The following is a 23,439-nucleotide window of genomic DNA, read 5'->3' on the forward strand; positions in this document are numbered from 1 at the left end:
TCCGACCCGGTGTTGGGTATACCGTTCGAGGGATGCCGTCGCGGCTTCAGTTGACGGTGAAACTCGCCGCTCGAACGTCGCTTTCTTCGTAGCCGTATCGAATCGCCTTCGTCCGTATCGTCGTCTCCCCTTCGTCGAGTTCGATGGGGGTCGTGTAGAGCTTCCAGCGGGCGTCAGCAGTCTCTCCGGTGGCGTACACGATAGACGCACCCTGCGTATCGCAATGGAGCGTGACCGTCGTCGGAGCCGTGAACTCCCCACCCGTCGGTGTCGCCTCGGTCATCCTGTTTTTCGGCGCGTTCGGGACGAACGTCGGAGTCGCGGTCACCGGTTGCTCCCCGCCGGGCCACATCTGGTCGACCAGCTGCGTCTCGTCGAGCCGGCCCCGGTCGCCGAGTGCGTCCAGTCGGTCGTCCATCGCCGCGCGCAGTTCTGCCAGCGTCTCCGAATGGGCGGAGTCATCCGCGAGGTTGTTGGTCTCGTGGGGGTCAGCCACCAGGTCGTAGAGTTCCTCGACCGGGCGACCGCCCGAAAGCAACTCCGCGGCCGGCCCGTCGAGTTCGCCTTCCGCGTGGAGTCGAAGGAGGTCTTGCATCGCCTCACCGCGTGCCCGAAACGGAACCCAGACCAGCGGCGGGTTCGTCTGGTCGTAGTTCCGGATGTACTTGTAGCGGTCCGTCCGAATCGCGCGCACCATGTCGTAGCTCTCGTCGATGCGATCCCGCGCCGCGAGCAGATACTCTCGCGGGTCGTTCGCGTCCGGGCCGAGGAACGGCTGTCCCTGCATCCACGTCGGGATATCGACGCCGGCGAGCGACAGGACGGTCGGCCCGAGGTCGAGCAGGCTCACGAGGCGCTGACTCCGCTCGCCGCCTTCGATTTCACCCGGCCACCTGACGACTAACGGGACGTTGATGCCCGAATCGTACAGCGACCGTTTCGCGCGCGGGAGGCCCTCGCCGTGGTCGCTCCAGATGAAGACGATGGTGTCGTCGGCCAGCCCGTCTTCTCGTAACTCACCGAGGAGTCGCCCGACCTCTTCGTCGGACCGTGCGATGTTGTCGTACTGCCGCGCGATGGCCTTCCTGACGCCGTCGGTGTCCGGCAGATACGGTGGGACGTCCACGGTGGCGGGGTCAGTTTCCGGGTCTCCATTAACGCCGACAAAGCCATCCTCCCACATGCCGCTCTCGTGGGTCCGAATCGGGTTGAACACCGCGAAGAACGGCTGGTCGTCGTCCGGTCGGTTTCGCCAGTGGGCGTCCTCGTGGTTTTCGTCCCAGATGGAGACGGGAGCGTCGAAGTCGTGTTGACTCTCGCCGAGGTTGTCGAACTGATAGTCGGTCTTCGAGTTGTTCGTGCAGTAGTAGCCCGCCGCTCGGAGAAACTCCGGGAACGCCGTCACATAGTGCGGTGGGACCGAGGAGTACGGCGTGGGAAGTTCCGGCGTGTCCTCGTTCATGTGCTTCGTCCGCATGTGGTGGGTGCCGATTGCCGTCTGGTGGCAGCCAGTGATGACTGACGCCCGCGACGGGGCGCAGACGCCCGCCGTCGCACACGCGTCCGTGTAGACGCGCCCGTCGGCGGCGATGCTGTCGATGTTCGGGGTGGTTGCGACGTCGTCTCCGTAGCACCCGAAGCGAGGACTCGTATCTTCGAGCGAGATCCAGAGGATGTTCGGAGGTTGGGCTGAAGCCATATCCGGTCCGTGTTCATGGGGCGTACTAATTCTTTCTCACGCGGCGCTGAAACACGGGGTTGTGAGTCCCTGTGGACCGAAGAGCCCTCAGACTGTTCCGACGCGCCGCTGAAACCGGTGTGTTGAACGACCACGCATCTGCATCGGCCTGTCGACGAAGCGACTCACACTGAGCGATGTCACCACCCCCGACAGAAGATTGAATCTAACCCAAATTATTTATTGTATTCCCTCATTGTTCGTCATTGCCAATGAATAATAAGCTGAGTTGGATTGGTGGCTTAGCCGTAATGCTCGGACTCAACATCGGTGGCGCACTCTGGTCGAAGCCAGTTGCTGCCGCGTCGATCGGTGGGCCCGGAACAGCAATTGTGACGATTTTGGGGATGGGGGTCGTCGCATTGGCCGCCCCCGGGTATCTCGCGCTCACGAAGACGTGGTCACTCTCACCGGGACACTACTACTACAACTCGCGAATGCTGCTTCCCGAAAACAAGAAACTGAGCCACTTTATCGGCTGGTGCATTCTGTGGCCGTCCATCTTGATGTCGGGGTTCGTCATCCTGCAGATACTGGTGATCGCAGGTGCGTCGTACTTGAACGCCTTTTTCCCGAGCGTCTCGACGCAGATATTCACCATCCTCCTGTTGGTCTCGACCGTCTGTATCGTTTGGTTCGGCATCCAGGCGGTCGGGCGAATCGAAATCGTGCTGTCCGCCTTCCTGCTTGTCTCCATCGGGGTGATTCTCTCCTTAGGATTCGTGAACATCGACCCGAGCAGGCTGACGCCGGTGTTCCCGGCGAGTCTCACGTCGACGCTCTCGACGATGGGTGTGATGCTGACGACGTTCATCACCGGCCTGTACATCATCGACTTCGGCGACGACATCGAGAACCCCGAGAAGGCGTTCGGTCGAATCCTGTTCATCAACACCGGCGCCGTCGCGCTGATGGGGACTGGCGTCATCCTCGTGAGCGTCGGCATGGTTCCGTACCAGGAACTAGCTAACCAGACGCTTCGTGTCGTCACGTCCCAGTACCTCAGCCCTGAGTTGCTGGTCGTTTCGACGATCGCGGCGATGGTCGCCGGCGTCACGTCGAACATCGCGATTCTCTCGATGGTCACGCGCTACGTGAAAGCGGTCGCCAACGACGGCATCCTCCCGTCGTGGCTCGCCGCGGAGAACAAACACGGCGAGCCGAAATACGTGCTCGCGATTCTCGGCGCCGCGTCCGTGGTGGGTGTCTTGGTCAACATTCCGCTGAACGACATGATTCAGGCGTCCGCCATCGGGAACCTCTCGCTCCTGACGATTACCTGCCTGACGGCGTCGCGGCTCCCGTCCACGCGGCCGGAACTGTTCGAAACGGGGCCGATGGCCGACTCGCGGTACCTGACGCCGCGTAACGTCCGCTGGTTCTCCCGGGCGGCAGCGGTCGTGCTCGGAACGTTAGTCGTGTCGATGGCGTCCGAAAGCCCGACCGGCGTCCAGTGGTACCTCACGTTCATCGTCATCGGGGTCGGCATCTACGGTATCCAGACGCTTCGGGGCACCATCAGCATCGAGACGGACTCGGAGGAACTCGGAAGCCCCGCGTCCGTCGCGAGTGATGATTAAGCGCCGTCCCGACGCCACAACGCAGTACTGCTAAGCGTCACTCAGTCGCGCCGTTCAGTCCTCTTTTTGCCACATCCTCGACGCCGCCGAGTCGCACGTTTCGCGCGTCCGGACACACGTGGGTGACGCCCGACGCCCTGAACGGACTCGACACCGATCGCCTCTCGCACGGACTCAAACGCGGCAACTCACGGCGAACTCACGACATCCTCACAATCATGCCCGACACCCTGGCAAAAGAAGCGTTTGTGCGGTATCTGCCATCGGAGAGGCTCCAGCCGTTCGCTACTCCCCCGAATACAGACCCGCCCGCGGGTGGTGGCCGATTCGAGCTACGCGTCGGGCGTGTTCAGGCTGTCGTGGCCGAACGCGGCGTCGAGCGCGTACTGGTCGTCGTATTCGATGAGCGCGTCCCGGAGGCGACCGTGCATCTCCCGGGCGACGTCCCGATACTCGGGGTCGTCGACGAGGTTGTGCTGCTCGTAGGGGTCTTCCTGCAAGTCGTACAGCTGCCACGGCTCACCCCACTCGGTGAACGACCCGGGGCTCATGTTGTCGTACCCTTTGACGGTGTACTTGTACCGCTCCGTCCGGAACGCACGCCAGGTCTCGTCGTGGTACGGCATCATCGGCCGGATCTCGCGGACGAACTCCAGTAACACACCGTCGCGGTCGAGCGTCTCGTCCGCGTCTCGCATCAGTGGCGTGAGGTCGGCACCCGGGAGGTCTTGGTCGCTCTCGATACCCGCGAGGCCGAGGAACGTCGGGACCATGTCTTCGGTACAGGTCGGCGTGTCGATCGTTCTGCCCGTGTCGATGCCACCATCGGGGTACGAGATAATCAGTGGCACGCCTACCGACTCTTCGTACGGGTGTTGTTTGGCCATCGAGCCCTGTGACCCGAGGAGTTCGCCGTGGTCAGACGTGAACACGATTGCCGTCTCGTCGCGGATGCCGCGGTGTTCGAGTTCGTCCAACAGCCTGCCGACGTTGTCGTCGAGGTTCTCGATCATCGCGTAGTACTTCCGCATCTCGTCGAAGAACGTCTCTCCGTGATACGGGTACTGCTCGTAGAGTTCCGGCGTGCTCGTCTCTCTGTCGCCCCACGACTCGTAGGGCTCTCCGAAGATGGTGAGCGGCGGTTCGGCGTCCGGATACGGAACGTTCGGTCGAAGCTCCAACGGTTTGTCTTCCCACTCGTCGAGGAACTCCTCCGGGGCGATAAACGGCGGGTGCGGCGGCTCGACCGAGACGGTGAGACAAAACGGGTCGTCTCCGGTGCCGTGTTCGTCGAGGAACTCCGTCCCGAGGTCGAACAGCCCGTCAGTCTGATAGCCGTCGATGGGGTGTGGCTCGGGGTCGTCGTCCACGTAGTACGACGTGTCGAACGGGTCGTTCTTGAGTTCGAATCCGCGCCAGTAGTCGAAGCCACCCTGGTGAGTTTCGGGTACAGGTCGACTCCGTCCCACGTCCGCGAGGTGCCATTTCCCGACGTACCCTGTCTGGTAGCCGTTCTCGGCGAACTCGTGGCCGTACGTTCGCTCGGCGGGCGACATCCGCCAGTGGTGGTGCGCGTTCCGCGTGTGAGGGTGCTGGCCCGTCACGAGCGACAGCCGCGCGGGGACGCAGATCGGCGCGGTCGAGTTCGCGTTCGTGAACCGAACTCCGTCGTCGGCGAGGCGGTCGAGATTCGGCGTCGAGACGTTCGGGTCACCGGCACAGCTCATCGCCTGCCGCCGCATCTGATCACAGAGGATAAACAGTACGTTCGGACGGGACTGGTCCGTCATAGATGACCGTGAGTCTTGGCTGAACATACATAAACACCCACGACGTGTTCGCCGGAACGCCAGCAGACGCGCGGCCACTCCCTCGACAGCGGCACGGAATCGTATCGACGACGACACGCCGGTCGGTCGGGCTCAGTCGATATCAGCCACACACCGAAATCCCATGTTCCCCGTGGAACTGTCCGGCGTGTTCTTCGACCGTGCGGCGACCCGGTACCGGTTACACCACGAGCGATGGCAGAGATACGACCCCCCGCGCATTACACGGTTGTCACCGTCGTCAGGGCCGGTTGGGTCGTGGTGGTCGTAGTCGTCGGTCGTGTGGTAGTCCGGACTGAACCAGTCCGCACACCACTCCCAGACGTTCCCCGAGACGTTGTACAGTCCGTAGCCATTCGGCGAATACTCGTTGACGGGGGCCGTTTGGAGATAGCCGTCGTCCTCGGTGTTGTTCTCGGGGAACTCTCCCTGCCAGATATTACAGCGGTGGTCGCCGTCTGGCCGGAGGTCGTCGCCCCACGGGAACCGCTGTTGCTCGAGGCCGCCGCGTGCGGCGTACTCCCACTCCGCCTCCGTGGGCAGTCGTTTCCCCGCCCACTCCGCGTACGCGACCGCATCGTTCCACGAAACCTGCGTCACCGGGTGTGTGAGTCGCGACTCCAACACGCTCGAACTGGGGCCCTCGGGGCGCAACCAGTTCGCACCCTGAACCGCGAGCCACCACGGCGCGGCCGGAACGTTCTGCATCACCGCGTCGTCGTCTTCAGGCGCAACGAAGTCCTCGAAGACGAACGACCACCCGAATCGTTCCGCCTCCGTCGTGTAGCCCGTGTCCTGTACGAACTGCAGGAACTCCGCGTTCGTGACCGCGTACTTGTCGATAGCGAACGGGGAGACAGTCACCTCGCGGGCAGGGCCTTCACCGTCTTCGGGAAACCCGACATCTGAATCCGTTCCCATCACGAACGTCCCGCCGTCCAACTCAACCATCTGCTGCATCCCGCGAGGGGTGTCAGCTGTGGGTGAGATATCCGCCTCTTGGCTGTGGGTTGTTGCGTCCGTTTCGACATCGGCTCTGGAGCCGGAACAACACGGCGAGCCTCGGTCAGTCATGGCCAACGCTACACGCGCAATCAGTAAAACAGTACGTGCCGCGACGAACCGGGCGGTGTGAACTGACCATTCGGTGGTGAGACTGGCCATCCGGTACGGGTCTCTTTATCGGGGGTACGATCAGTCTGTTGACTACAAGTTGTGCTTAATTCTTACACCACTATATTACTGAATTACTGTTAATTCAATTCGTTTGTCTCATTTTGGTTCTGTGGGGAATCACACTAACGAGGTATTGGTGGAGTTATAGTGTCTTTTTGAATCAAAAAGCACAAGAATAATATATTTTCTCTGGAATAGTGGTGCATAACTTGCTACTTGGCTTGAAGGGAATTCCATCCAGGACTCACAATCGACGAAATAAAAATTTCTGATTTCTTATAATATTATATAAGATAGTTTTATTTACACAAGATTATTGCTCCGGGCTGGTCCTGTCGAGGTGAGCGAACACGGTGGCGACACAGCTAGAAACACTTTTGAGAATAAGGTTAGCTAGGCAACATGATTGGCATGTTGCAACAAGCCGACCCTCACGTGGAGACCGTGCTTGGCCACCGAACGCCTGTTGAAAAGATTCGAACCCGGAGCGATGAGTGAGCCGTCGTCGTTCCTCGAGCAGACGAAAGTCCACCTGCAGAGAGCCCTCGAAACAGAGGATCCTGACGAGAAGAACTTCCACCTCCGGACTGCGCTGCAGCTCTGTTCCTGTGACGGCGTGACCGAACAGTCGGACTAGAATCGTTGGGTGACGCCGTTCTCAGCGTCCTCGCACAACAGTCATCGGGTGAAGGTCTATCCGTGAGCTGGGACGCCAACCACTCCAGTTCGTTTTCGCGGTCGACCACTATGCAGATGATAATATTATCGTCTGCATAGAGTTCCTAGTGGAACGTCAGTCACACGTACTCGTCTGGGAACCGATTCGACGCAATTCGTCTAGATTCCCAATATAAACCACATATAATCGGTAAATCGATATAATTCGCATCGAGATCGCTGATTTTCTACATGAAAATTGATAGATGAAGTTTCAAAATATGGGAAATATTTTGAATATCTTCTTTTTATTTGGCTCTTTTTGTATTTTCACAGTAGTTAGATACATCAGTCAGTTATCGCCGAGTCAATTTAGTCAATTAACTATAATATACTGCATACTGGATAGTCGGCATCGCGGTCTGTCTGTGCTCGCTTACGAGACTTACCGCACGCCAAGTCGACGCGCGGCCGTCGCCGACAGATACACGCCGTTGGTGCCGACCGAGACGGGTTCGTCGGTCACCCGCGAGACGAGCGCCGCGAGGTCGCGCCGAAACGTCTCGTTGCGTTGTTCGAGAAGCGGCGTCGTCGCCTTCCCGTCGAGTTCCGTCCCACGGCCGTCGACGTAGAGTTCGACGAAATCGACTTGGATCGACAGCGGGGCGTCGTCGAGATACGTCGGGAGCCGAAGTGCCTCCAGTTGGACCTTCGGGCCGACCGGCGCGCCGGCCGCGGCGAGCACCCGGCCCAACACCGCCCCGTCGCGTCGGGGGACGAGTTCGGTCGCGCGCCGGTCGTCGTCGGTGTGAATCGTGCGACTCCCCACACCGAGCGTTGCGAGCGCGTCAGCGACGACGTCGCGAGTGGCGTCGTCGACGACGAACGACGGCCGATAGTTGTCGAGGGCGATGCTCCCCGTCGCGAACACTGCGGCGACAAGTCGGTTGAGCGCACGCGCGGCTGGTTGGCGAAGCGAGTCGGGGAACCAGCCGTGGTCGCGAGCCGCCTGTAGCCCGCGGACCACGTCCGGGACGCTTCCGTCCATCCACTCGCGGACGCGACTCCGCGGGAGATCCAGGGCGGTACTGACTGCGGTCGACCCCTTGTCGGGGTTGGCCGCGACGTAGTCCAACGTCTCGCGATACTGCAGAACGTACGCCCACGCGTCGTCGACCGGCGTCGCGTACGTCCGCGCGACTTCCGGTTCCGTCGCAAGCGGCATGAACGTCCGAACGTGTTGCTCAGAGATAACTATCGCGATTCAAGACATTCAGGTCAAGTGTGACAATGGCGACTCGTGAGACCGGTTCTGGTGGGGTGATTGGATGGGTTCTCCCCACGAATTGTCTGTGTTTGTGATTGTTCCGTGCTATGAGATAGTCACTCAATCTATCTTTATTAGCATGCCCAACGAATAGGTACTTGTACGCCCTCACAGGGGTCGTGTGTACGCAACAGGTACGTTATCTGTTCGCTGCGTGCGACACGCGCCGACGTATCCGTCGACCGCCGTCTGTTCGGGCACAGGAAATATCCAATGCAACTTACACACCTCTTCAAAGACGACTCTGCTGTTTCGCCGGTTATCGGTGTCATCCTGATGGTCGCGATTACCGTCATCCTCGCGGCCGTCATCGGGACGTTCGTCCTCGGTCTCGGCGACCAGGTCGGCGACACTGCCCCGCAGGCGAGTTTCGCGTTTGACTTCGACAACGACGGCGGGGCGGCTGACGAGGCACAAGTGACGATCACCCACGAATCTGGTGACGCAGTTGACGCCGACCGACTGAGCATCTCGATTGATGGGGCTGCCCCAGACGGCACGAACTACATCGAATCAACGGCCTTCAGCGACCAAGTCAGCGCAGGGGATAGCGCGCTGATTACTGTCGGCTCCACGGATACCACGTGGTCCGGTGAAGTCATCCGCGTCGTCTGGACGTCCGAATCCGGCTCGAACTCTGCAACCCTGCAGAAGCAGACCGCGCCGCAGTAACAACCTGATTCGATCTGTTCGATCTGTTTTTGAGAGCTACGTACGCTGTGCGAGTCTGACTACCGTACGTTCGAGTAATCACCGATTCAGTCGAACGACGTCATCGCACTCGGGACAGTCCGCGAACACGCCAGTCCCGCCGTCTTCCGTCTCGAACTCGATCAACACGTGGTACTCGTAGAGTTCCATCTCGCAGTCCGGACAACGGCCAATCGACGTCGACTCGTCGGTCATGGAAGGGTTGAGAGTGCTTGAAATCGTGGCTTGTTCGCTGCGGACTGTACGTGTGGCTGTAGTGGGCCGTCTTGCTTCAAGTTACGTGTGTTCACCGTCTTCGTTTTCTGCGGATGTTAAAACAAACATATGTACGTTACACTACTACGGTGTCACGTCGACGGTCGACGCCGCTGACGTCGTCGATAGACGCTCACGAGCCAGATGGCTACTGCGCCCGCGAAGAGCAGATACTGGAACTGCATCTGCGGGCTATCGAAGCCGGCGTTGAGAATCCGAACCCACGGGGCGATGTCGTCGCTCGGGTACTGGAGGGCTGGGACGACGGGCCACAACAGAAAGCCGAGTTCGCGCCACTCTCCTCGGAGGACGAGGAGATACGAATCGCCGAGGAGGTGCGACCCGATAGTGACCGCGAGCACGCGCGCTTCAGTTCCGTAGCCTCGACGCGAGAGATAGCGGACGCCGACGACCACGACGGGGACGACGATAAGAAGTGAATGTGCGAGCGACCGGCCGTTCGGCAGCACGCCCGCGTAGGCCAGCGGCTTGTCGATGATATCAGGGAGTTGCGTCCCGACCGCGAGCAACGCGAGCGTCAGGCCGTGGGGATATCGGAACTCCCAGTCACGCACCCGAGCGAGGGCCACGACGAGGAGATAGCCGAATGCGAGGTGGCCAAGGGGATACACACGCCGATGGAGGTGCGTCCCGCCCATAAACTCACTCATCGAAATTGTTTTCGCATATATATTATCAATATTATATTCTGTCTACACAGAGTGCTCAGACGATAAACTCTTTACGAGCCTCTCCGAGTCAACACACTAGAAGCCGTTCGTCGAGTGCACCGAACACTGCACAGTGATTCGGCGGTGCTCACAACAGGTGGTCAATCTCTATGGGAACGTCAACCACACACAACGACACCCAGCATGCAAAACAGCTGGGTAATGGAACGAGCGAAACGTCAGCATCGGACATCCAACTCAGTGGTGATGAGTTGCTTTTGTCCGCAGACAGCGAGGTCACGCCCACGCTTTCGGTCGTGATGCCCACCCTCAACGAAGAAGGTGGCATCGCCCAGTGTATCGAGTGGGTCAAAGCCGCCCTCGAAGACATGCAGATTTACGGCGAGGTCGTCGTCGCCGACAGTTCGACCGACCGCACGCCCGAGATTGCAGAAGAAAATGGAGCTGTCGTCATCGAACCCGACGGCAAGGGCTACGGCTACGCGTACCTGTACGCCTTCGATAACGTCCGCGGTGACTACATCGCCATGGGCGACGCCGACTGCACCTACGACTTCAAGGAGTTGCCGAAGCTTCTGAACATGGTTCGCTCCGGCGAGGCCGATATGGCCATGGGCTCGCGTCTTGAGGGTGAAATCTTGCCCGGGTCGATGCCGCCGCTGCACGAACACGTCGGGAATCCGCTGTTGACGAAATTTTTGAACGTGTTCTACGGCGCTGGCGTGAGTGACGCCCACAGTGGGATGCGTGTGTTTACTCGCGACGCCTGGGAGACCATGGACTGCTCGTCGAGCGGCATGGAGTTCGCTTCGGAGATGATCATGGAGGCCGGTGCGAAGGACCTGGAGATTGCTGAGAAGCCGATTACGTACCACCCTCGCGAGGGTGAGGCGAATCTGGAGAGCTTCCCCGACGGCTGGCGACACGTTCGGTTTATGCTCGTGAATGCGCCCGGATACCTGTTCTCTGCGCCTGGGTTCGGGCTGTCCGTCGTTGGCGTGCTGGCGCTGGTGTTGGCGTGGACTGGTCTGGAGATCGGTGGCGCGCAGTTCGGGATTCACACCGGGATTGGCGGCGGGTTGTTGACGTTGGCTGGGTTTCAACTGATGCTGTTCGGGGCCTTCTCGACGGTGTCTTCGGATCCGGTTCGTGGGGCTTCGGATCCGTTTACGACCTGGTTCACGAAGCGGATTTCGCTTGAGAGAGGGGCGACGATTGGCTCGCTCGTGTTCCTCGCCGGGCTCGCCTACGGTGGCTACCTGGCCGTTACGTGGGTGACCAGTGGGTTCAGTGCGTTGCCCATTGCGGTTGCCGACGTCGTGGCGACCGTGGCTGTCGTGCTTGGCCTGCAGATGGTGTTCGGGTCGTTCCTGTTGGGGTCGTTAAGTCAATAGATTGTTGCCTGCTTGAGGCCCTCGTGCTTAGTTGATCGCAGCCATATCTGGTTCAATCTCGATTTCTTCCCTTGCTTATTTGTCGTTGTTTGTTCGCTCTAGGACTAAACGATCTGTCGTGTCCCTGAGGGAAGTAAAGTGAGTTCCATCTCGCTGACTGCGTACTGTCGGGACCGAACTATGGTCATAACACGGTATGCCCCGTCTTGCTGCGTAGCCACAGTACCAAACTACACATCCTCCCATCTGTTCAATTGTTTCTATCGCTAGGCTTGGTGCGTTACGTGATTAAAAAGCCGTGAGACTAGGACTCCAGAAGGTCAAGTTGTCGACAAAGGATAATAGCAAAAACCTTCCCCATGTGAGCTTCACTTATTTCTTCCTGCTAACCACCACGAGTCGTCGATAGCACGCTGATAGGCTGCTACTTGGTTAGCTACTGCTCCCAATCATTCAGCTGCGCGCGTCGCCGGGGTTCGTCGGTGGTCGTCCACCACTTAGTGCGGTGTCAAGTGTCTCCATCAGGGATTCCACAGTAGGGTCAACGAGGAAACCTGCGTCGTCGATGACTTCCTCCGCTACCGAATCAGGATGGTCGGCGGCGATGACGGTGTAATCAGCGGCTATTGCTTCGACAAACGTGATGCCGAATCCTTCTCTGGTACTTGGAGCCCACGTCGGCAGCTCACATATGGCTGATAACATCCTCGTAGTCGTCGAGGAAGCCGAGGAACTCACATGGTCAGTATGGATCAAGAACTTGTTTCGCTTCTAGGCGCTCACGCTCGGGGCCGTCGCCAACGATTCCTACCGTTACGTTATGGATACTGGCGATCTCGTCGAACATGAGGTAACAAAAGGCTATTCAACTTGATTGGATTATTGATAGCTATAACTATGAAGATCGGAGTTAATGCTAGAACGTTTTCTGTTAACGAACCGGATGGTGCAGTTCAGGCCAGCCGAAAACTCATATCCAGTTTGGGAGAGAAGGAAGATGTGGATCTGATCCTCTTCGGAAACAAAGACCTGTCAAGAGATGACCTAAATCACGAAACGACCTCAAGCAACTTGTTTATGTCTGATTCTCCTTTTTTTGGTATCGCTTGGGAAAGACTAATACTCCCAGCTTTAGCAAATAATAGCGACATTGATATTTTATTCTGTCCCAACGGCAATGCCCCACCGATTGGTGTTAACTGTCCAATTGTCACAACAATCCATGATGTGAATGCTATCAAAGGTATGTCTGGTGGAATACATAGAATATACCGCCGAATATCTATTCCGCTAAGCGTTCGCAGTTCTGAGGCTATTGTTACCGTATCAAATTTTTCAAAGTCGGAAATAAAAAATAATTTGTCGATTGGTTCAGATAAGATCCATGTGAACTACAACGGAGTTGATGATTTCTTTCTTTCTGATGCCTCTAGTGTTCCTCTTGACCTCCCCGACAATTATCTTTTATATGTTGGTGCAATGAACCCTAGGAAAAACATTTCTCGTTTGATTGATGCATACCGGAAGTCAAGAAATAAAATCGACCAAAAATTAGTATTAATCGGACCTAATAACAAACTTGTTTACAAAAATATGGATACGTCTAATTTCTCAGATGAGATCGTGACTCCAGGGTTCATTCCGAAAGAGCAATTGAAATTTGCATATGAAAATGCTGATGTGTTTATATACCCCTCTCTGTATGAAGGATTCGGAATGCCACCATTAGAAGCTATGGCCTGTGGGACCCCCGTGATATCTTCTAACAGAAGTTCCTTACCGGAGATCCTGAACGGTTACTCTACACTAGTAGATCCGACAAATGTTCATGACATTGCTAGTGCTATAGTTGATGTTGCAACGTCAGATATCACTTCTCAGGACCAAGCCAAGTTGAAATCTCACGCTGAGCAATATTCTTGGGAGAATGCAGCCGATAGAATGTATGACATCTTTCAGGATGTACTAAACAGTACTGTCTAGTTAAGCAGTTTGAGAAGTGGGCAGGTCGTTGAGTTAGTTTGGGATAAAGCTCGCAGGCCTGCTCAGCGAGTGCTTTGCGGCGGTTTAGAAGAAACAGGCTCTGTTGAAATCCTCTCGCCGTCTTGCGATTTGTTGAAGGACTAGTTTTCACTATGATCCACAGCTCGTTTTGTGTAGGTTTCGAAGCGTGACTGCGGTTGAACCCTGACGCATCAACTCCAACGATTCCACTCGTCGGGAGTAACGTCGCTTAAAGTGTCAATATAACACGCCAGGCAGCCATATCATGCCGGTTGAACGCCTAAAGAGCGTTGATGGCGAAGGAAGTTCGGAAAGGCCGAGAACACGACGGATACGTGGCATCTCGATCAACTCATCGAGCAAACCACGGTAGGTCGTGTTCTTCCGAACTTTGAGACACAACAGAACAACACGCTGCGGAAGCGTATAGCGGTCTTTAGAGAACTTCGAGGAGTATCGAGAGACGGCCCGGCGTGCTAGATGGATCGCCTTCTCAGTAAAACGGAGAATCTGCGACTTCGGGAGGGACTTCATCTCGTAGAATTACATGTTGGACATATAACTTTCTGAGGATTTCAACAAAGCCAACCGCTGGTATTCATGCTGGTCGATTGCGGTTCAGACGATCGGTACATCGTGCCTGCGAGATCCGCCGAGCAATCGACCATTTGACTCCTCCTTGCTGACCTAAAGAGGAGCCGCTGACTGCCTTACCGACGGATTTCGGCCGTACAAGTCGCTTGAGGAGGACGACGCATTCACGCAGAAATACGTCGCCCACGGCGACGGAGAATACGCTGACGGTAACGTCCACGTTACTGCGAGAGCCACACGTCGCTGACGCGACGGTGGCTCTCCCAACTGAGGAGCCTCGAAAGACAATCTAATGCCGTATCTCAAGTCTTTCAGCTCCGCTGCGAACCCTACAGAAAGCTATGTGATCAGGATCAAGCACTCAAACATGCTTTTCACGCCGCCTCTGAAGATCAACAACGTGCTTCACAAGGGTGTTAGACCAATATCTTTTCGTACATATCCACGGATTTATGTATTGAGAAGCTATCTGCACGCCCTATCAGTTTATCTTTTTCAGGCGGTGATTTGAGAACATCCAGCAAAGCTTTGGAGAATTTTTCACGATCCTCTACAGGAACAAGTTTACCATATTTCCCATCTCCTAATATTTCGCGTGGACCACTTGGACAATCAGTGGCTACAACAGGGGTGCCACAAGCAAGTGCTTCGATATGAATCGTTGGAAGTCCCTCCCAGTTTGAAGTGGAGGCGAACACATCTGCTGATCCAAGATATGAGTAGATATCTGGGACAATACCACAGATGTCTGTATAATCTTCAACCCCAAGTTCTTGAGACCTTAGCTTTATTTCGTCTATCTGTTCACCACTCCCGACGATTAATAGATATGCTTCTCGTTCTTCTATAATCGCTGAAAATGATTCAACCAGCATTGTGAGGTTCTTTTGTACCTCCGGCTTGGCACCGATGATTACTGGTATGTCATCTTCAAACATCCAATGATCTGGGGTCACCAGGGATTTTTCAGTAATTTTCTCACTCACAACAGGGTTATATATACATCTTATATTGTCAAGGTGTGGTAGTATATCTGAAAGATCTTCTGCGACTCCTTGAGAGACACCTACTACGTGATCAGCATGGCCATACAGATGTTTCGCAGCCTCATAAATTAATTTATTTTTGTATTTATACGAGTTTTTGTTAGACATTAAAAGTTTTGGGTTATTATGCTCAGTCAGTATCAAATTCGAATTACTGCGAGACATCTGGTGTGCAAGAGCTGAAGGAATATTTGCATGATTCATCACAGATATGAAGTTGTCTGGGCATTTGTTTTTGAAATATTGATACAAACTGACCAAGGAAGAAGAAGAACCTGCCACAGGAACCGATGGTACTTGAATCTCGCAGGTATCTACTTCAGGTGGGAGATCTGAAGAAAAGAGTCCATGTATATTTCCGGACACAATTTCAACCTGATAACCTCTATTGCTCAAACCTGAACTTAAGTTAACAATATAACGTTCTGCACCACCTACACCATCTAACGTAGGCGTAAAAATTGAAACTGACGACATTCTTAATTTACAATACAAATCTACAAGGATATAAATTTTCCCATGTCTGCTATTGGCACTCACAATCCAGAGAAATTCAAAGGATGATGCAGATGTGTGTTTTTGGTGTTATTTTACGAAGTTAACTATTGGTGATCGAGGTTGACAGATATTAGGTATTGTGGGCTCTGGTGAATCCCAAGGTGGTGAATGATTGTTCTTTCTTTAACTGGTTGTAACGAAAGCTGACGATACTTATTTCGAATATAGCGTGCCTTAGGTAAGGCAGTCACGTTGGCTAAATTATAATGGTAACTGAACCGGACTCCTCCCCTCAAAGAAGGTGGTAACTTCGCCGACCACGCATTGTATCGATGCACTATCTACCAACTTGCCCCGATAAGTCGTACTGTAACGCCTCCGTTCTACTGAGCGAAATGTCGTATGTATTGGCACGGTACCAAAGAGGGTGATCTCGCTAACCACTCGACGGCGTTTAAGCCGTTTAATTGGCTTCATATGACGTTGTCATGAGCCTGTTTCAACTCCAATCGCACTCGACAACTCGTCACGCCGCCATTGATACCGCATTTTTGCCCGAGAGGATCAATAAGCACACTTCGGCGTGGATTGCCTGTCGCCTCACGTGGTTCCCGGATATTAGCTAATTACAATACTGATCCCCCGAATATAACAAATTGCTAACTATACTGAATATGCTAAACAAGATGTTACTACAATTAAGTCATGGTAACATTGATGCTATTCCAAATTGTGATTTGAACAGGGAAATGTCGCAATCTACTCTGTCCGTTGTCATTCCAACATACTATCGTAATGATCGCCTCGTAGAATCGATTAGTAGTGTTCTTAATCAGGACTATACCGATATTGAAATTATTGTCGTTGACGACTCAGGGGAATACCATGCTAGAGATATTGTTCTGGAATACGACAAACCGATTGAGTATGTTGGATTGGATGAAAATAAAGGTGCACAAATTGCCCGAAATGTCGGATATGAAAAAGCATCTGGGGATTTTATACAGTTCCTTGATGACGACGATCGCCTTTTAGATAACAAACTACAACAGCAAGCTGACATTTTAAAAAATAATCCTGATATCGGTGTGGTATACTGTGGTGTTCGGCAAGAAGATACTGTATCCTCACCAAAAACAGATCTCGAAGGAGATGTATTAAAACAGAGTTTAATGTTTGACACTTGGCCCTGCATGTATTCAACGATGCTTATACGAGCAACTGTTTTAGACGAAATTTTTCCACTTGACTACTTGCCAGGCGCAGATGACTTAGATCTTATTATTCAACTAGCAGAGGTATCTAAATTTGCCTATGTGGACCAACCGCTTGTCTTAAAAAGAAAATCTGATAATTCAAGAGGGCGCTCTGTTGGAGCTGCGATGGGAAGATTCAAAATCATTAATAAGAATTCAAATCTCTTTGAGAAGTTCCCGGACAAGGTCAAAAAATCAGCACTATCAGATGCATATCGTTCGATGGGAAGTGCACTTGTCAGGCAAAATACTTGGAGTAAAGACGCAATTATCTGCTATATTAAGTCACTTTACTACCACAATGGATTTTCGGGAATGTTAGTGATTGAGACAATCGTTACATTATTCGGGAACCCTGGATGGAGGCTAGCATCGAGTATTCAAAATAAAATCCTTTCTGGACGATAGGTATCACCAGTTTACTACTGTAATCAGCTAAGCTACCTTCCACGGATATGCAGTCTTACTTTCGTGGTTTTCTATATAATGGATCACAACCTCTGTTGATTAATAAGCAATCAATTAACTCCATCCGAGGATCTTGATCCGTGAAATATGCCGCATCGGTTTTCGTTTTGTCGCGTCTCAAGGATTTAAACGGTGTCTCAGAGAACCCGACATGGCTGAGGAATTTATTAAACCCATTCCCTACAGACATTTATTTGATATTTGGTAAACCGTAAAATCACCGTTAGAAAACACTCTATTGAATTCAGCTCCCGAATTGTACCGATTAATTGTCGTGATGGGGACCGGTTCTCGCCGGTAATTCTCGATCGCGAATTTTTCGGTGACTGTTTTTCGCAATACTAGATAATCAGAATCGTATTCTCTTTTGAGGGTCATACATGCATCCCGTGAAGATACATTATACCATATAGATGATATTAGTGTTCTATTCTTTCCTGACGTGATTTTTGAGACATGGCTATACTGGTGTTCACCTACTAGGTAAGCTCCCGTTTGGAAATCTGTGAATATATGATCCTCAGAACTTATTCCAGACGATTCTAACCCATCTGACAAACCTGAGTACGAACTCTGGTAAGGATCGTCCTGTAAAAATGCAGTAGTTAACCCTCCCGCAACTACAAGGTAAAGGAGCAGTACAGTTGATAGTCTAATGTTTGGCGCTTTTTGTGCTATCGAGATACCACCTATACCGACAAGCAGGGCTGGTGCGGCAAGCTCAAAAATGATGCGAGAATAAAAGAACCCAATCAATAAGGAAGGTAAGGTGTATGTGAATAATATGGCATAGCCGAACAACAATCTCTCGTCATATAATACAGATATCGTCTGTTTTCGGACATATATTAAAAATCCAATGACTCCTATGAGTGCAATCGGGGTTAACATGATATATCCAAAACCAATTGGTGGGCCTGATGCCGAGATGGGCTCATAAGGAATACTTGAACTACTACCCTGGAAAATCTCTGGCAGTTTAGTGTATACTTGTGGTAGAAATGTTGAGAGGTGTGATATTAGGAGTTCTCCTTGGAGAACGTACAAAATAAGTCCAGATAATATAACTACTACTGACTTCTTCGCTCTGCTAAGTGCATAAATTCGTTTTAGTGAAATGAAAAGTGCGGTGGAGATTAAAATAAGCGACCGGGGGAGGTAAAACAAACTAAGTGTGGCAGTTATGATAATAAATATCAGGCTCCACCTATAGTCACCACCTGACCATCGGAATATGGTGTAAACTCCCAGCCAAAGGAGTACGAAGGACAGTCCTTTCGCCTGTGTAAAGTAATAATATGAATAGTCTGGTACAACTGCAAACAATGCCGCTCCAAACAACGCATATGTAATGTCCTTTGAATATCTCCTTACTAAAACATATCCAACAAGTCCTTTCATAACCGGAGTTAGAATCATATATCGCCGGTATGACCCCGTGAACTCTACACCAGACAACATAGATAGCATCGAAGTTAATATTGCAGGAACTGGGCTATGTATTCTAGTACAGATCTTCGACGCCCAATGTTCATCATAATTCCCGGTTTGGATGATGTTTCCACAGGTTGGGACTGTTGACTTAGTCATTACTTCGGTTTCGACAAACCATTTCCCGTACTGCCACCGGTCGATGCGGGGGGGTTGTTGAGTCGACAAGTATACAATTATTGATATAGTGGCGAACAAGAAAATGAACGTGATTTTTTTATATATTGATGAGCTCATCTATTTTTTTTAAATTGGTGGGCCAGCGATGGGATAGGCCATCATTCAATTGTACACGAAGTATGTTATTGAATATATCGACTTAAGAGTATAGTCACATATCGCTTTCCACACACAGTATATACACAATTACGGCTGTGGACGACAGTAATATTTGTGGATGCTGGACTTTTTTGCTCTGTTGATATCATTCAGCGTTGACATTAGAGGGTACGCTCTTTCTGGCTAGTTTCCGTGGATCATAGTGAAAGCTAGTCCTTCAACAAATCGCAAGACGGCGAGAGGATTTCAACAGAGACCTAAAGGCTGTTCTAGGGGTCAAAGTCTCGAACGAATAGGGTTTCAACTGATCCACACGATCACAGCACCAGATGTCGCTGATTCTTAATAAAAACATATCTTTTCAATGATGTAGAGTTGGATGTTCCCCGTTTCTTATATTTTTAAGCAAAGTAAAAACCTTATCTAATTTGTTTGGCATATGGCGTTGTAATTTTTCAATTTCAGGAGTGTCGACGACTCCCATTTGAACTGATGCAAGCACGTATACTACAAATCCGATAGGGGGCACTAGCAACAGAGCAGGAAGTGGTGGTAGGAAATATTTTAATCCGAATATCATTCCAGCAGCAAGGATTCCAGCAACCCCAATACGGACTATGCGGAGGTCAGCTATCGGGTTAAACCCGATAAAACGAGCTGTGACTACATGAAAGAGAAACATAGATCCATACCCGATCGAGGTAGCAACAGCCGCCCCATACATTCCGTGTTTGGGAATTAGAATAATATTTAAAATGAGATTTAGTACAGCAGATGCACCCGTAGTCAGAACGAGATATTTAAGTTGTCCTTTTCCTTGCCCGATCGCGAATATTGGACGCGAGAGAGCTAATCCCAGCACTCCCGGAAGTAGCAAGAACAACGCACCAACTGCAGGGGTGAATTCTGACCCGTAGTAAAGTGGTATGAAAGTATCCGCTAGAAAAATCAGTCCAATTCCCATAATAACTAGCAGAGATAGGTTGAGCCTAGTTGCAGTTGACGCAATTGATGATATCTGCTCTTGCTGGTCTTTGTACCACATCTCGGAGGTAGAATGGACAAGTGTATATTGTATTGCCATGGGAATAAGCCAGAGGAATTCAGCAACTGTTAGTGCTGCTTTATAAATTCCTGTCTCTGAACTCCCGGCTAAAGGCCGCAACAGGAGAAGATCTACATTATACATTGAGACTGTTAAAAAAGCCAGCAGAACGCTATTGAAATTGAATGTGAGGAACTGTTTTTGTGGTACCGAATCAGAGAGAGGCTTAATTAACTGGGTAAAATCTAGCTCATTCCTAACAAGCCAGAGTGAAAGAAACCCTGCTATTCCCGTGGCGACTATGTGGCCTATTAACAGACCATCAACACCAAACCCAAAATACAATAATAAGAGACCAACGCCTGCGTAGGAAATGCTATTCAACATCTGAATAGGCTCTGAATGATGCTCTCGGCCGAAGCCCATGAGAGCGCCACGACCAATTGAATAGAATTGACCTAAAAATAGATACACCGCTAAAAGGACAAAGTAATATTGGTAATCTCCTGAAAATATATTCTCAAATTGCCCAATCTGGGATAAAGAAAGCAAAATTATTGCTAACACACCTGATATGAGAACAGATGTTCGGAAATAAAAACTGAATACATGATTGTGCCAGTCGTCTACCGATCTATCCTCTACAATATACTTTCGAATACCGTTAAAGATACCAGATTTCGTAAATACCATCAGCAGGCTAAATATAGATATAAGATGTGCGTAGTTCCCGTATCCCTCGCTCCCGATCGCTCTGACAATTATGGGTGTACTCAATATTCCCACAAGGAGAAGTCCAAGTTTAGTTCCAAAGATAGAACTAAAACTTCGAAGAAGATCACGACTCATGGCTTATTGCGGGCACAAAGATCCGAATATATCATTCTGTTGTATATTGTCAACCTTGTTTTGTATAATTCTAGATTCATCTTTCCATCGTTCATTCATCGTGTTTACTGTGTCGACAAAGTCATCAACTCCAATCTCATTTCGTCCCTCATAGAAATACTTGGACTGACCAAACTCATCTAATAATTCCTCATATTTGGCGGCCCATCCTATTGCAATTGCAGGGACTCCATGTTTGTAAGCGTGAATGATCGAGTGATATCTGGACCCAATTAGGAACTCAAACTGCTTGATGATGTGTTCAAGCTCGGGTGCACTGAGATTTTCTTTAAGTAGGTACACTTCATTGCTATCACCCACTCTATCTTTGATTTCCTCACATAGGTTCAAGTCTTCAATCGAATGTCGGAGAATATATACTGACTTCCCAGAATCAAGCAGTTCAGCTATACTAGATTCATATAAATCATATAGAGAGTCCGCATTTGTCCGTTCAAAAACTCTAGAATTAGGAACAATTCCGACAGCATCTGATTCAATATCTTTTTGCTTTATGTCTGGCTCTGATACATACACGTTGTCAAGATCATACTGTTCTGTTTGAAGAACAATGTCAAACTCTCGCCGAACATTACTTTGAACATATGGTGCGAGGGCTTTTATTCCGGCTTTTTCGCGTGGACAAACAATATCTGGATATTTGAGGTAAGTTTGGAGTAGTGGATTTAGTAATAATTTCACAGACTCACTATAAGAGAATGGCCCGATTGATTGCGGGAGTATATACATCGGAATTCGGAATTCTTTCGCGATCATAATGTTTGTCAGATAAGCAAAAGAAGTCCTTGCACCCATCTGCGAGCTCAGAGCAAACCCGTTTATGTCGATCAACATACAGCTATTTTTGAGCACACTCCGAACAGATTCGGTTTCTCGTGTTGAATAAGATGATGTATTTGTAATATTCGAGTACTGCGAGAGTAGAGACAAATGTATTTCTGAGCCCCACGGTAAAATCTCAAAATTGTACTGGGACTTTTCTGCATCATCTCGCTCGTAATCTTCTCGTGATAATAGGTATACGTCTTTCTCGGGGTATCGTTTTGCCATCTGATCTACAACTGTGAATGTCATCGCCTGTGCACCTTTATTAAAAAGTTCACCACCGACGATCGAAATGCATTCTCCCTCCGTGTTAGGGAGTTTACCCATATTAGCGAGAGCCAGGTCCGAGAGTAGTTTTGACTCAACTGTAGCTACTAGCGAGACATTTCGAGTCCGCTCTCGGAATTTTCCACACATACTGTAAATTCATTATGAGGACAGATATAAGATCCCCGATAGCGGATAATGATTGTAAATGGTCGGCTCTACTGCTAAGAAGGTAGTCTCACTCATCAACCGTGCGGCATCTATATACCGGGAGGAGGGTACAACGTCGCTCCTCAAAGAGGGTTATCGATTTTCTAAGAAAAAGACTTTTGAAAGTGTGATCTGGAAAATACTCCCCAAGGCTACCACGCTCCGATTTATTTCCCGATCAAGAATATTGACGACAATTTATTATCTAATATCAGGTACCTTCTACCGAGAGCAACGTTCTGTGTTATGTGGTCTCGCAAAATATCATGAACTAGAGGTAGAAGGTGAATCTCCACATCACCAGATTATTCGAAGTACTCATCGGATTGAGAAGGGTCTCTCAATGAAAGAGCGTCGGGAAGTTTTCGCTGAGTCGTACATTCAGAACCTTGTTACTGACCTGATCGGAGCATGGGAAGATGGCCTAAATGATGAAAATATGGATAGGGCCCAACTAGAATGGACGATCGACGTCTTAGCGAAGTACTTTAACGTAGTCAAAAAAACAGAGCCGATTAGTGAGGCCGAGACGAGGTATACAAATTTCCTAGATCAGATTGAATATACACCTGGGAATCGTATTCCAGTGCCACGCCGTGAGCTCGGAGATATCTCGGTTTCACCAGAGGATATGAAAGAGCTAGCTTCTCGCCGCACGAGCACACGATGGTTTGAACAAAAGAAAGTTCCTCGGACAAAGATTGATGATGCGCTTGAGATCGCGATGGAGTCGCCGAGTGCATGTAATAGACAGTCATACGAGTTTCGCATATACGATGACCCGAATCTAATCGACAACATTTCATCATTAGCGATTGGGGCATCAGGATACAAGGATAATATCCCCTGCCTCGCAGTGGTCGTGGGTAAGCAGCGTGCATATTTTAATGATCGAGACAAACACGTGATATATATTGATGCCAGCTTAGCTGCGATGGCATTTCAGTTTGGTCTGGAAACTCAAGGGTTGGCGTCTTGTTGTATCAATTGGCCTGCGATTCCACAAAATGAAGAACGTATTGAGGATCTTCTCAACTTAGAATGTGATGAGAATGTTGTTATGCTTATGGCAATCGGGTATCCTGATTCCGATGGAATGGTCCCACACTCTGAAAAGAAATCCGTGAAGTCTGTCAGGTCGTATAATAAAAATTAGGAATATTGTCATGCTATCTATGCTACTGTGTA

At 51.1% G+C, this 23,439-nt stretch carries 18 protein-coding genes and 2 pseudogenes; 8 read left to right on the forward strand and 12 right to left on the reverse strand.

The annotated features are described in order from the left end of the window. Positions 1-46 precede the first annotated feature (46 nt). Entirely contained in the window at positions 47-1,699 is a 1,653-nt protein-coding gene (locus ABY42_RS10375; RefSeq protein WP_082220653.1) for a sulfatase-like hydrolase/transferase, read from the reverse strand. A gap of 251 nt (positions 1,700-1,950) precedes the next feature. On the opposite strand from ABY42_RS10375, the gene ABY42_RS10380 reads away from it, so the two are divergent. Further along, positions 1,951-3,318: an APC family permease gene (locus ABY42_RS10380; RefSeq protein WP_082220654.1), complete on the forward strand. Its 1,368-nt coding sequence runs from the start codon at positions 1,951-1,953 to the stop codon at positions 3,316-3,318. Between the two features lie 332 nt (positions 3,319-3,650). Here the strand turns inward: ABY42_RS10380 and ABY42_RS10385 are convergent, their stop codons facing one another. Next, entirely contained in the window at positions 3,651-5,135 is a 1,485-nt protein-coding gene (locus ABY42_RS10385) for a sulfatase family protein (protein WP_082220655.1), read from the reverse strand. 105 nt (positions 5,136-5,240) lie between these two features. Beyond that, positions 5,241-6,098 (reverse strand): formylglycine-generating enzyme family protein, encoded by an 858-nt coding sequence (locus tag ABY42_RS10390; protein ID WP_197092895.1) that lies wholly within the window; start codon positions 6,096-6,098, stop codon positions 5,241-5,243. 673 nt (positions 6,099-6,771) lie between these two features. Here ABY42_RS10390 and ABY42_RS19375 point away from each other — a divergent pair. Next, positions 6,772-6,960: a hypothetical protein gene (locus ABY42_RS19375; protein WP_156224368.1), complete on the forward strand. Its 189-nt coding sequence runs from the start codon at positions 6,772-6,774 to the stop codon at positions 6,958-6,960. Positions 6,961-7,425: 465 nt separating this feature from the next. Here ABY42_RS19375 and ABY42_RS10395 read toward each other — a convergent pair whose 3' ends face one another. Further along, a complete protein-coding gene (locus ABY42_RS10395) occupies positions 7,426-8,205 on the reverse strand; it encodes a hypothetical protein (RefSeq protein ID WP_050459407.1) in 780 nt (259 codons plus the stop codon). Between the two features lie 315 nt (positions 8,206-8,520). On the opposite strand from ABY42_RS10395, the gene ABY42_RS10400 reads away from it, so the two are divergent. Beyond that, entirely contained in the window at positions 8,521-8,979 is a 459-nt protein-coding gene (locus ABY42_RS10400; RefSeq protein WP_050459408.1) for a type IV pilin, read from the forward strand. 78 nt (positions 8,980-9,057) lie between these two features. Here the strand turns inward: ABY42_RS10400 and ABY42_RS19835 are convergent, their stop codons facing one another. Beyond that, entirely contained in the window at positions 9,058-9,213 is a 156-nt protein-coding gene (locus ABY42_RS19835; protein ID WP_197092896.1) for a DUF7837 family putative zinc-binding protein, read from the reverse strand. 152 nt (positions 9,214-9,365) lie between these two features. Next, the gene (locus tag ABY42_RS10405; RefSeq protein WP_050459926.1) at positions 9,366-9,905 is read right to left on the reverse strand and encodes a metal-dependent hydrolase; all 540 of its coding nucleotides are present in this window, start codon (positions 9,903-9,905) and stop codon (positions 9,366-9,368) included. Positions 9,906-10,114: 209 nt separating this feature from the next. Here ABY42_RS10405 and ABY42_RS10410 point away from each other — a divergent pair, with 209 nt between their 5' ends. Next, positions 10,115-11,359 (forward strand): glycosyltransferase family 2 protein, encoded by a 1,245-nt coding sequence (locus ABY42_RS10410; protein ID WP_050459409.1) that lies wholly within the window; start codon positions 10,115-10,117, stop codon positions 11,357-11,359. Between the two features lie 453 nt (positions 11,360-11,812). Here ABY42_RS10410 and ABY42_RS19965 read toward each other — a convergent pair whose 3' ends face one another. Next, positions 11,813-12,064 (reverse strand): glycosyltransferase, encoded by a 252-nt coding sequence (locus ABY42_RS19965; protein WP_231608265.1) that lies wholly within the window; start codon positions 12,062-12,064, stop codon positions 11,813-11,815. Between the two features lie 192 nt (positions 12,065-12,256). Here ABY42_RS19965 and ABY42_RS18970 point away from each other — a divergent pair, with 192 nt between their 5' ends. Further along, positions 12,257-13,342: a glycosyltransferase family 4 protein gene (locus tag ABY42_RS18970; protein WP_082220656.1), complete on the forward strand. Its 1,086-nt coding sequence runs from the start codon at positions 12,257-12,259 to the stop codon at positions 13,340-13,342. Between the two features lie 161 nt (positions 13,343-13,503). Here ABY42_RS18970 and ABY42_RS10420 read toward each other — a convergent pair. Further along, a pseudogene (locus ABY42_RS10420) lies at positions 13,504-13,897 on the reverse strand (IS5/IS1182 family transposase); the annotation flags it as partial. Between the two features lie 60 nt (positions 13,898-13,957). Here ABY42_RS10420 and ABY42_RS20140 point away from each other — a divergent pair. Further along, positions 13,958-14,377: pseudogene (locus ABY42_RS20140) on the forward strand (IS1595 family transposase); the annotation flags it as partial. On the opposite strand, the gene ABY42_RS18975 reads toward ABY42_RS20140, so the two are convergent. After that, entirely contained in the window at positions 14,374-15,480 is a 1,107-nt protein-coding gene (locus tag ABY42_RS18975) for a glycosyltransferase (RefSeq protein ID WP_082220657.1), read from the reverse strand. The pseudogene ABY42_RS20140 and the gene ABY42_RS18975 sit on opposite strands and share 4 nt — an antisense overlap. Before the next feature lie 695 nt (positions 15,481-16,175). On the opposite strand from ABY42_RS18975, the gene ABY42_RS18980 reads away from it, so the two are divergent. Next, positions 16,176-17,165 (forward strand): glycosyltransferase family 2 protein, encoded by a 990-nt coding sequence (locus ABY42_RS18980; protein ID WP_082220658.1) that lies wholly within the window; start codon positions 16,176-16,178, stop codon positions 17,163-17,165. Between the two features lie 240 nt (positions 17,166-17,405). Here ABY42_RS18980 and ABY42_RS19380 read toward each other — a convergent pair whose 3' ends face one another. The 3 genes from ABY42_RS19380 to ABY42_RS18990 all read right to left on the reverse strand — a co-directional run bounded on the left by ABY42_RS19380 (position 17,406) and on the right by ABY42_RS18990 (position 22,101). Then, complete coding sequence (locus tag ABY42_RS19380; protein WP_156224370.1) at positions 17,406-18,815, reverse strand: hypothetical protein; 1,410 nt, start codon at positions 18,813-18,815, stop codon at positions 17,406-17,408. Positions 18,816-19,356: 541 nt separating this feature from the next. Continuing rightward, entirely contained in the window at positions 19,357-20,889 is a 1,533-nt protein-coding gene (locus ABY42_RS18985) for an oligosaccharide flippase family protein (protein ID WP_082220659.1), read from the reverse strand. A gap of 3 nt (positions 20,890-20,892) precedes the next feature. Continuing rightward, entirely contained in the window at positions 20,893-22,101 is a 1,209-nt protein-coding gene (locus tag ABY42_RS18990; RefSeq protein WP_197092897.1) for a polysaccharide pyruvyl transferase family protein, read from the reverse strand. A gap of 148 nt (positions 22,102-22,249) precedes the next feature. Here ABY42_RS18990 and ABY42_RS18995 point away from each other — a divergent pair, with 148 nt between their 5' ends. After that, a complete protein-coding gene (locus ABY42_RS18995) occupies positions 22,250-23,407 on the forward strand; it encodes a nitroreductase family protein (protein ID WP_082220661.1) in 1,158 nt (385 codons plus the stop codon). Positions 23,408-23,439: the final 32 nt, after the last annotated feature.

It is taken from the genome of Haloferax gibbonsii, from assembly GCF_001190965.1.
Taxonomy (GTDB): Archaea; Halobacteriota; Halobacteria; order Halobacteriales; family Haloferacaceae; genus Haloferax; species Haloferax gibbonsii.

What these genes read in the sequence shown, in the direction of transcription:
- ABY42_RS19835 (WP_197092896.1), bottom strand. Translation starts at nt 9,213, where the DNA reads ATGACCGACGAGTCGACGTCGATTGGCCGTTGTCCGGACTGCGAGATG.
- ABY42_RS10410 (WP_050459409.1), top strand. Translation starts at nt 10,115, where the DNA reads ATGGGAACGTCAACCACACACAACGACACCCAGCATGCAAAACAGCTG.
- ABY42_RS10390 (WP_197092895.1), bottom strand. Translation starts at nt 6,098, where the DNA reads ATGGTTGAGTTGGACGGCGGGACGTTCGTGATGGGAACGGATTCAGAT.
- ABY42_RS19965 (WP_231608265.1), bottom strand. Translation starts at nt 12,064, where the DNA reads ATGTTATCAGCCATATGTGAGCTGCCGACGTGGGCTCCAAGTACCAGA.
- ABY42_RS18975 (WP_082220657.1), bottom strand. Translation starts at nt 15,480, where the DNA reads ATGTCGTCAGTTTCAATTTTTACGCCTACGTTAGATGGTGTAGGTGGT.
- ABY42_RS10385 (WP_082220655.1), bottom strand. Translation starts at nt 5,135, where the DNA reads ATGTTCAGCCAAGACTCACGGTCATCTATGACGGACCAGTCCCGTCCG.
- ABY42_RS18980 (WP_082220658.1), top strand. Translation starts at nt 16,176, where the DNA reads ATGCTAAACAAGATGTTACTACAATTAAGTCATGGTAACATTGATGCT.
- ABY42_RS10380 (WP_082220654.1), top strand. Translation starts at nt 1,951, where the DNA reads ATGAATAATAAGCTGAGTTGGATTGGTGGCTTAGCCGTAATGCTCGGA.
- ABY42_RS10395 (WP_050459407.1), bottom strand. Translation starts at nt 8,205, where the DNA reads ATGCCGCTTGCGACGGAACCGGAAGTCGCGCGGACGTACGCGACGCCG.
- ABY42_RS10375 (WP_082220653.1), bottom strand. Translation starts at nt 1,699, where the DNA reads ATGGCTTCAGCCCAACCTCCGAACATCCTCTGGATCTCGCTCGAAGAT.
- ABY42_RS18970 (WP_082220656.1), top strand. Translation starts at nt 12,257, where the DNA reads ATGAAGATCGGAGTTAATGCTAGAACGTTTTCTGTTAACGAACCGGAT.
- ABY42_RS18995 (WP_082220661.1), top strand. Translation starts at nt 22,250, where the DNA reads ATGGTCGGCTCTACTGCTAAGAAGGTAGTCTCACTCATCAACCGTGCG.
- ABY42_RS18985 (WP_082220659.1), bottom strand. Translation starts at nt 20,889, where the DNA reads ATGAGTCGTGATCTTCTTCGAAGTTTTAGTTCTATCTTTGGAACTAAA.
- ABY42_RS10400 (WP_050459408.1), top strand. Translation starts at nt 8,521, where the DNA reads ATGCAACTTACACACCTCTTCAAAGACGACTCTGCTGTTTCGCCGGTT.
- ABY42_RS18990 (WP_197092897.1), bottom strand. Translation starts at nt 22,101, where the DNA reads ATGGGTAAACTCCCTAACACGGAGGGAGAATGCATTTCGATCGTCGGT.
- ABY42_RS19380 (WP_156224370.1), bottom strand. Translation starts at nt 18,815, where the DNA reads ATGACTAAGTCAACAGTCCCAACCTGTGGAAACATCATCCAAACCGGG.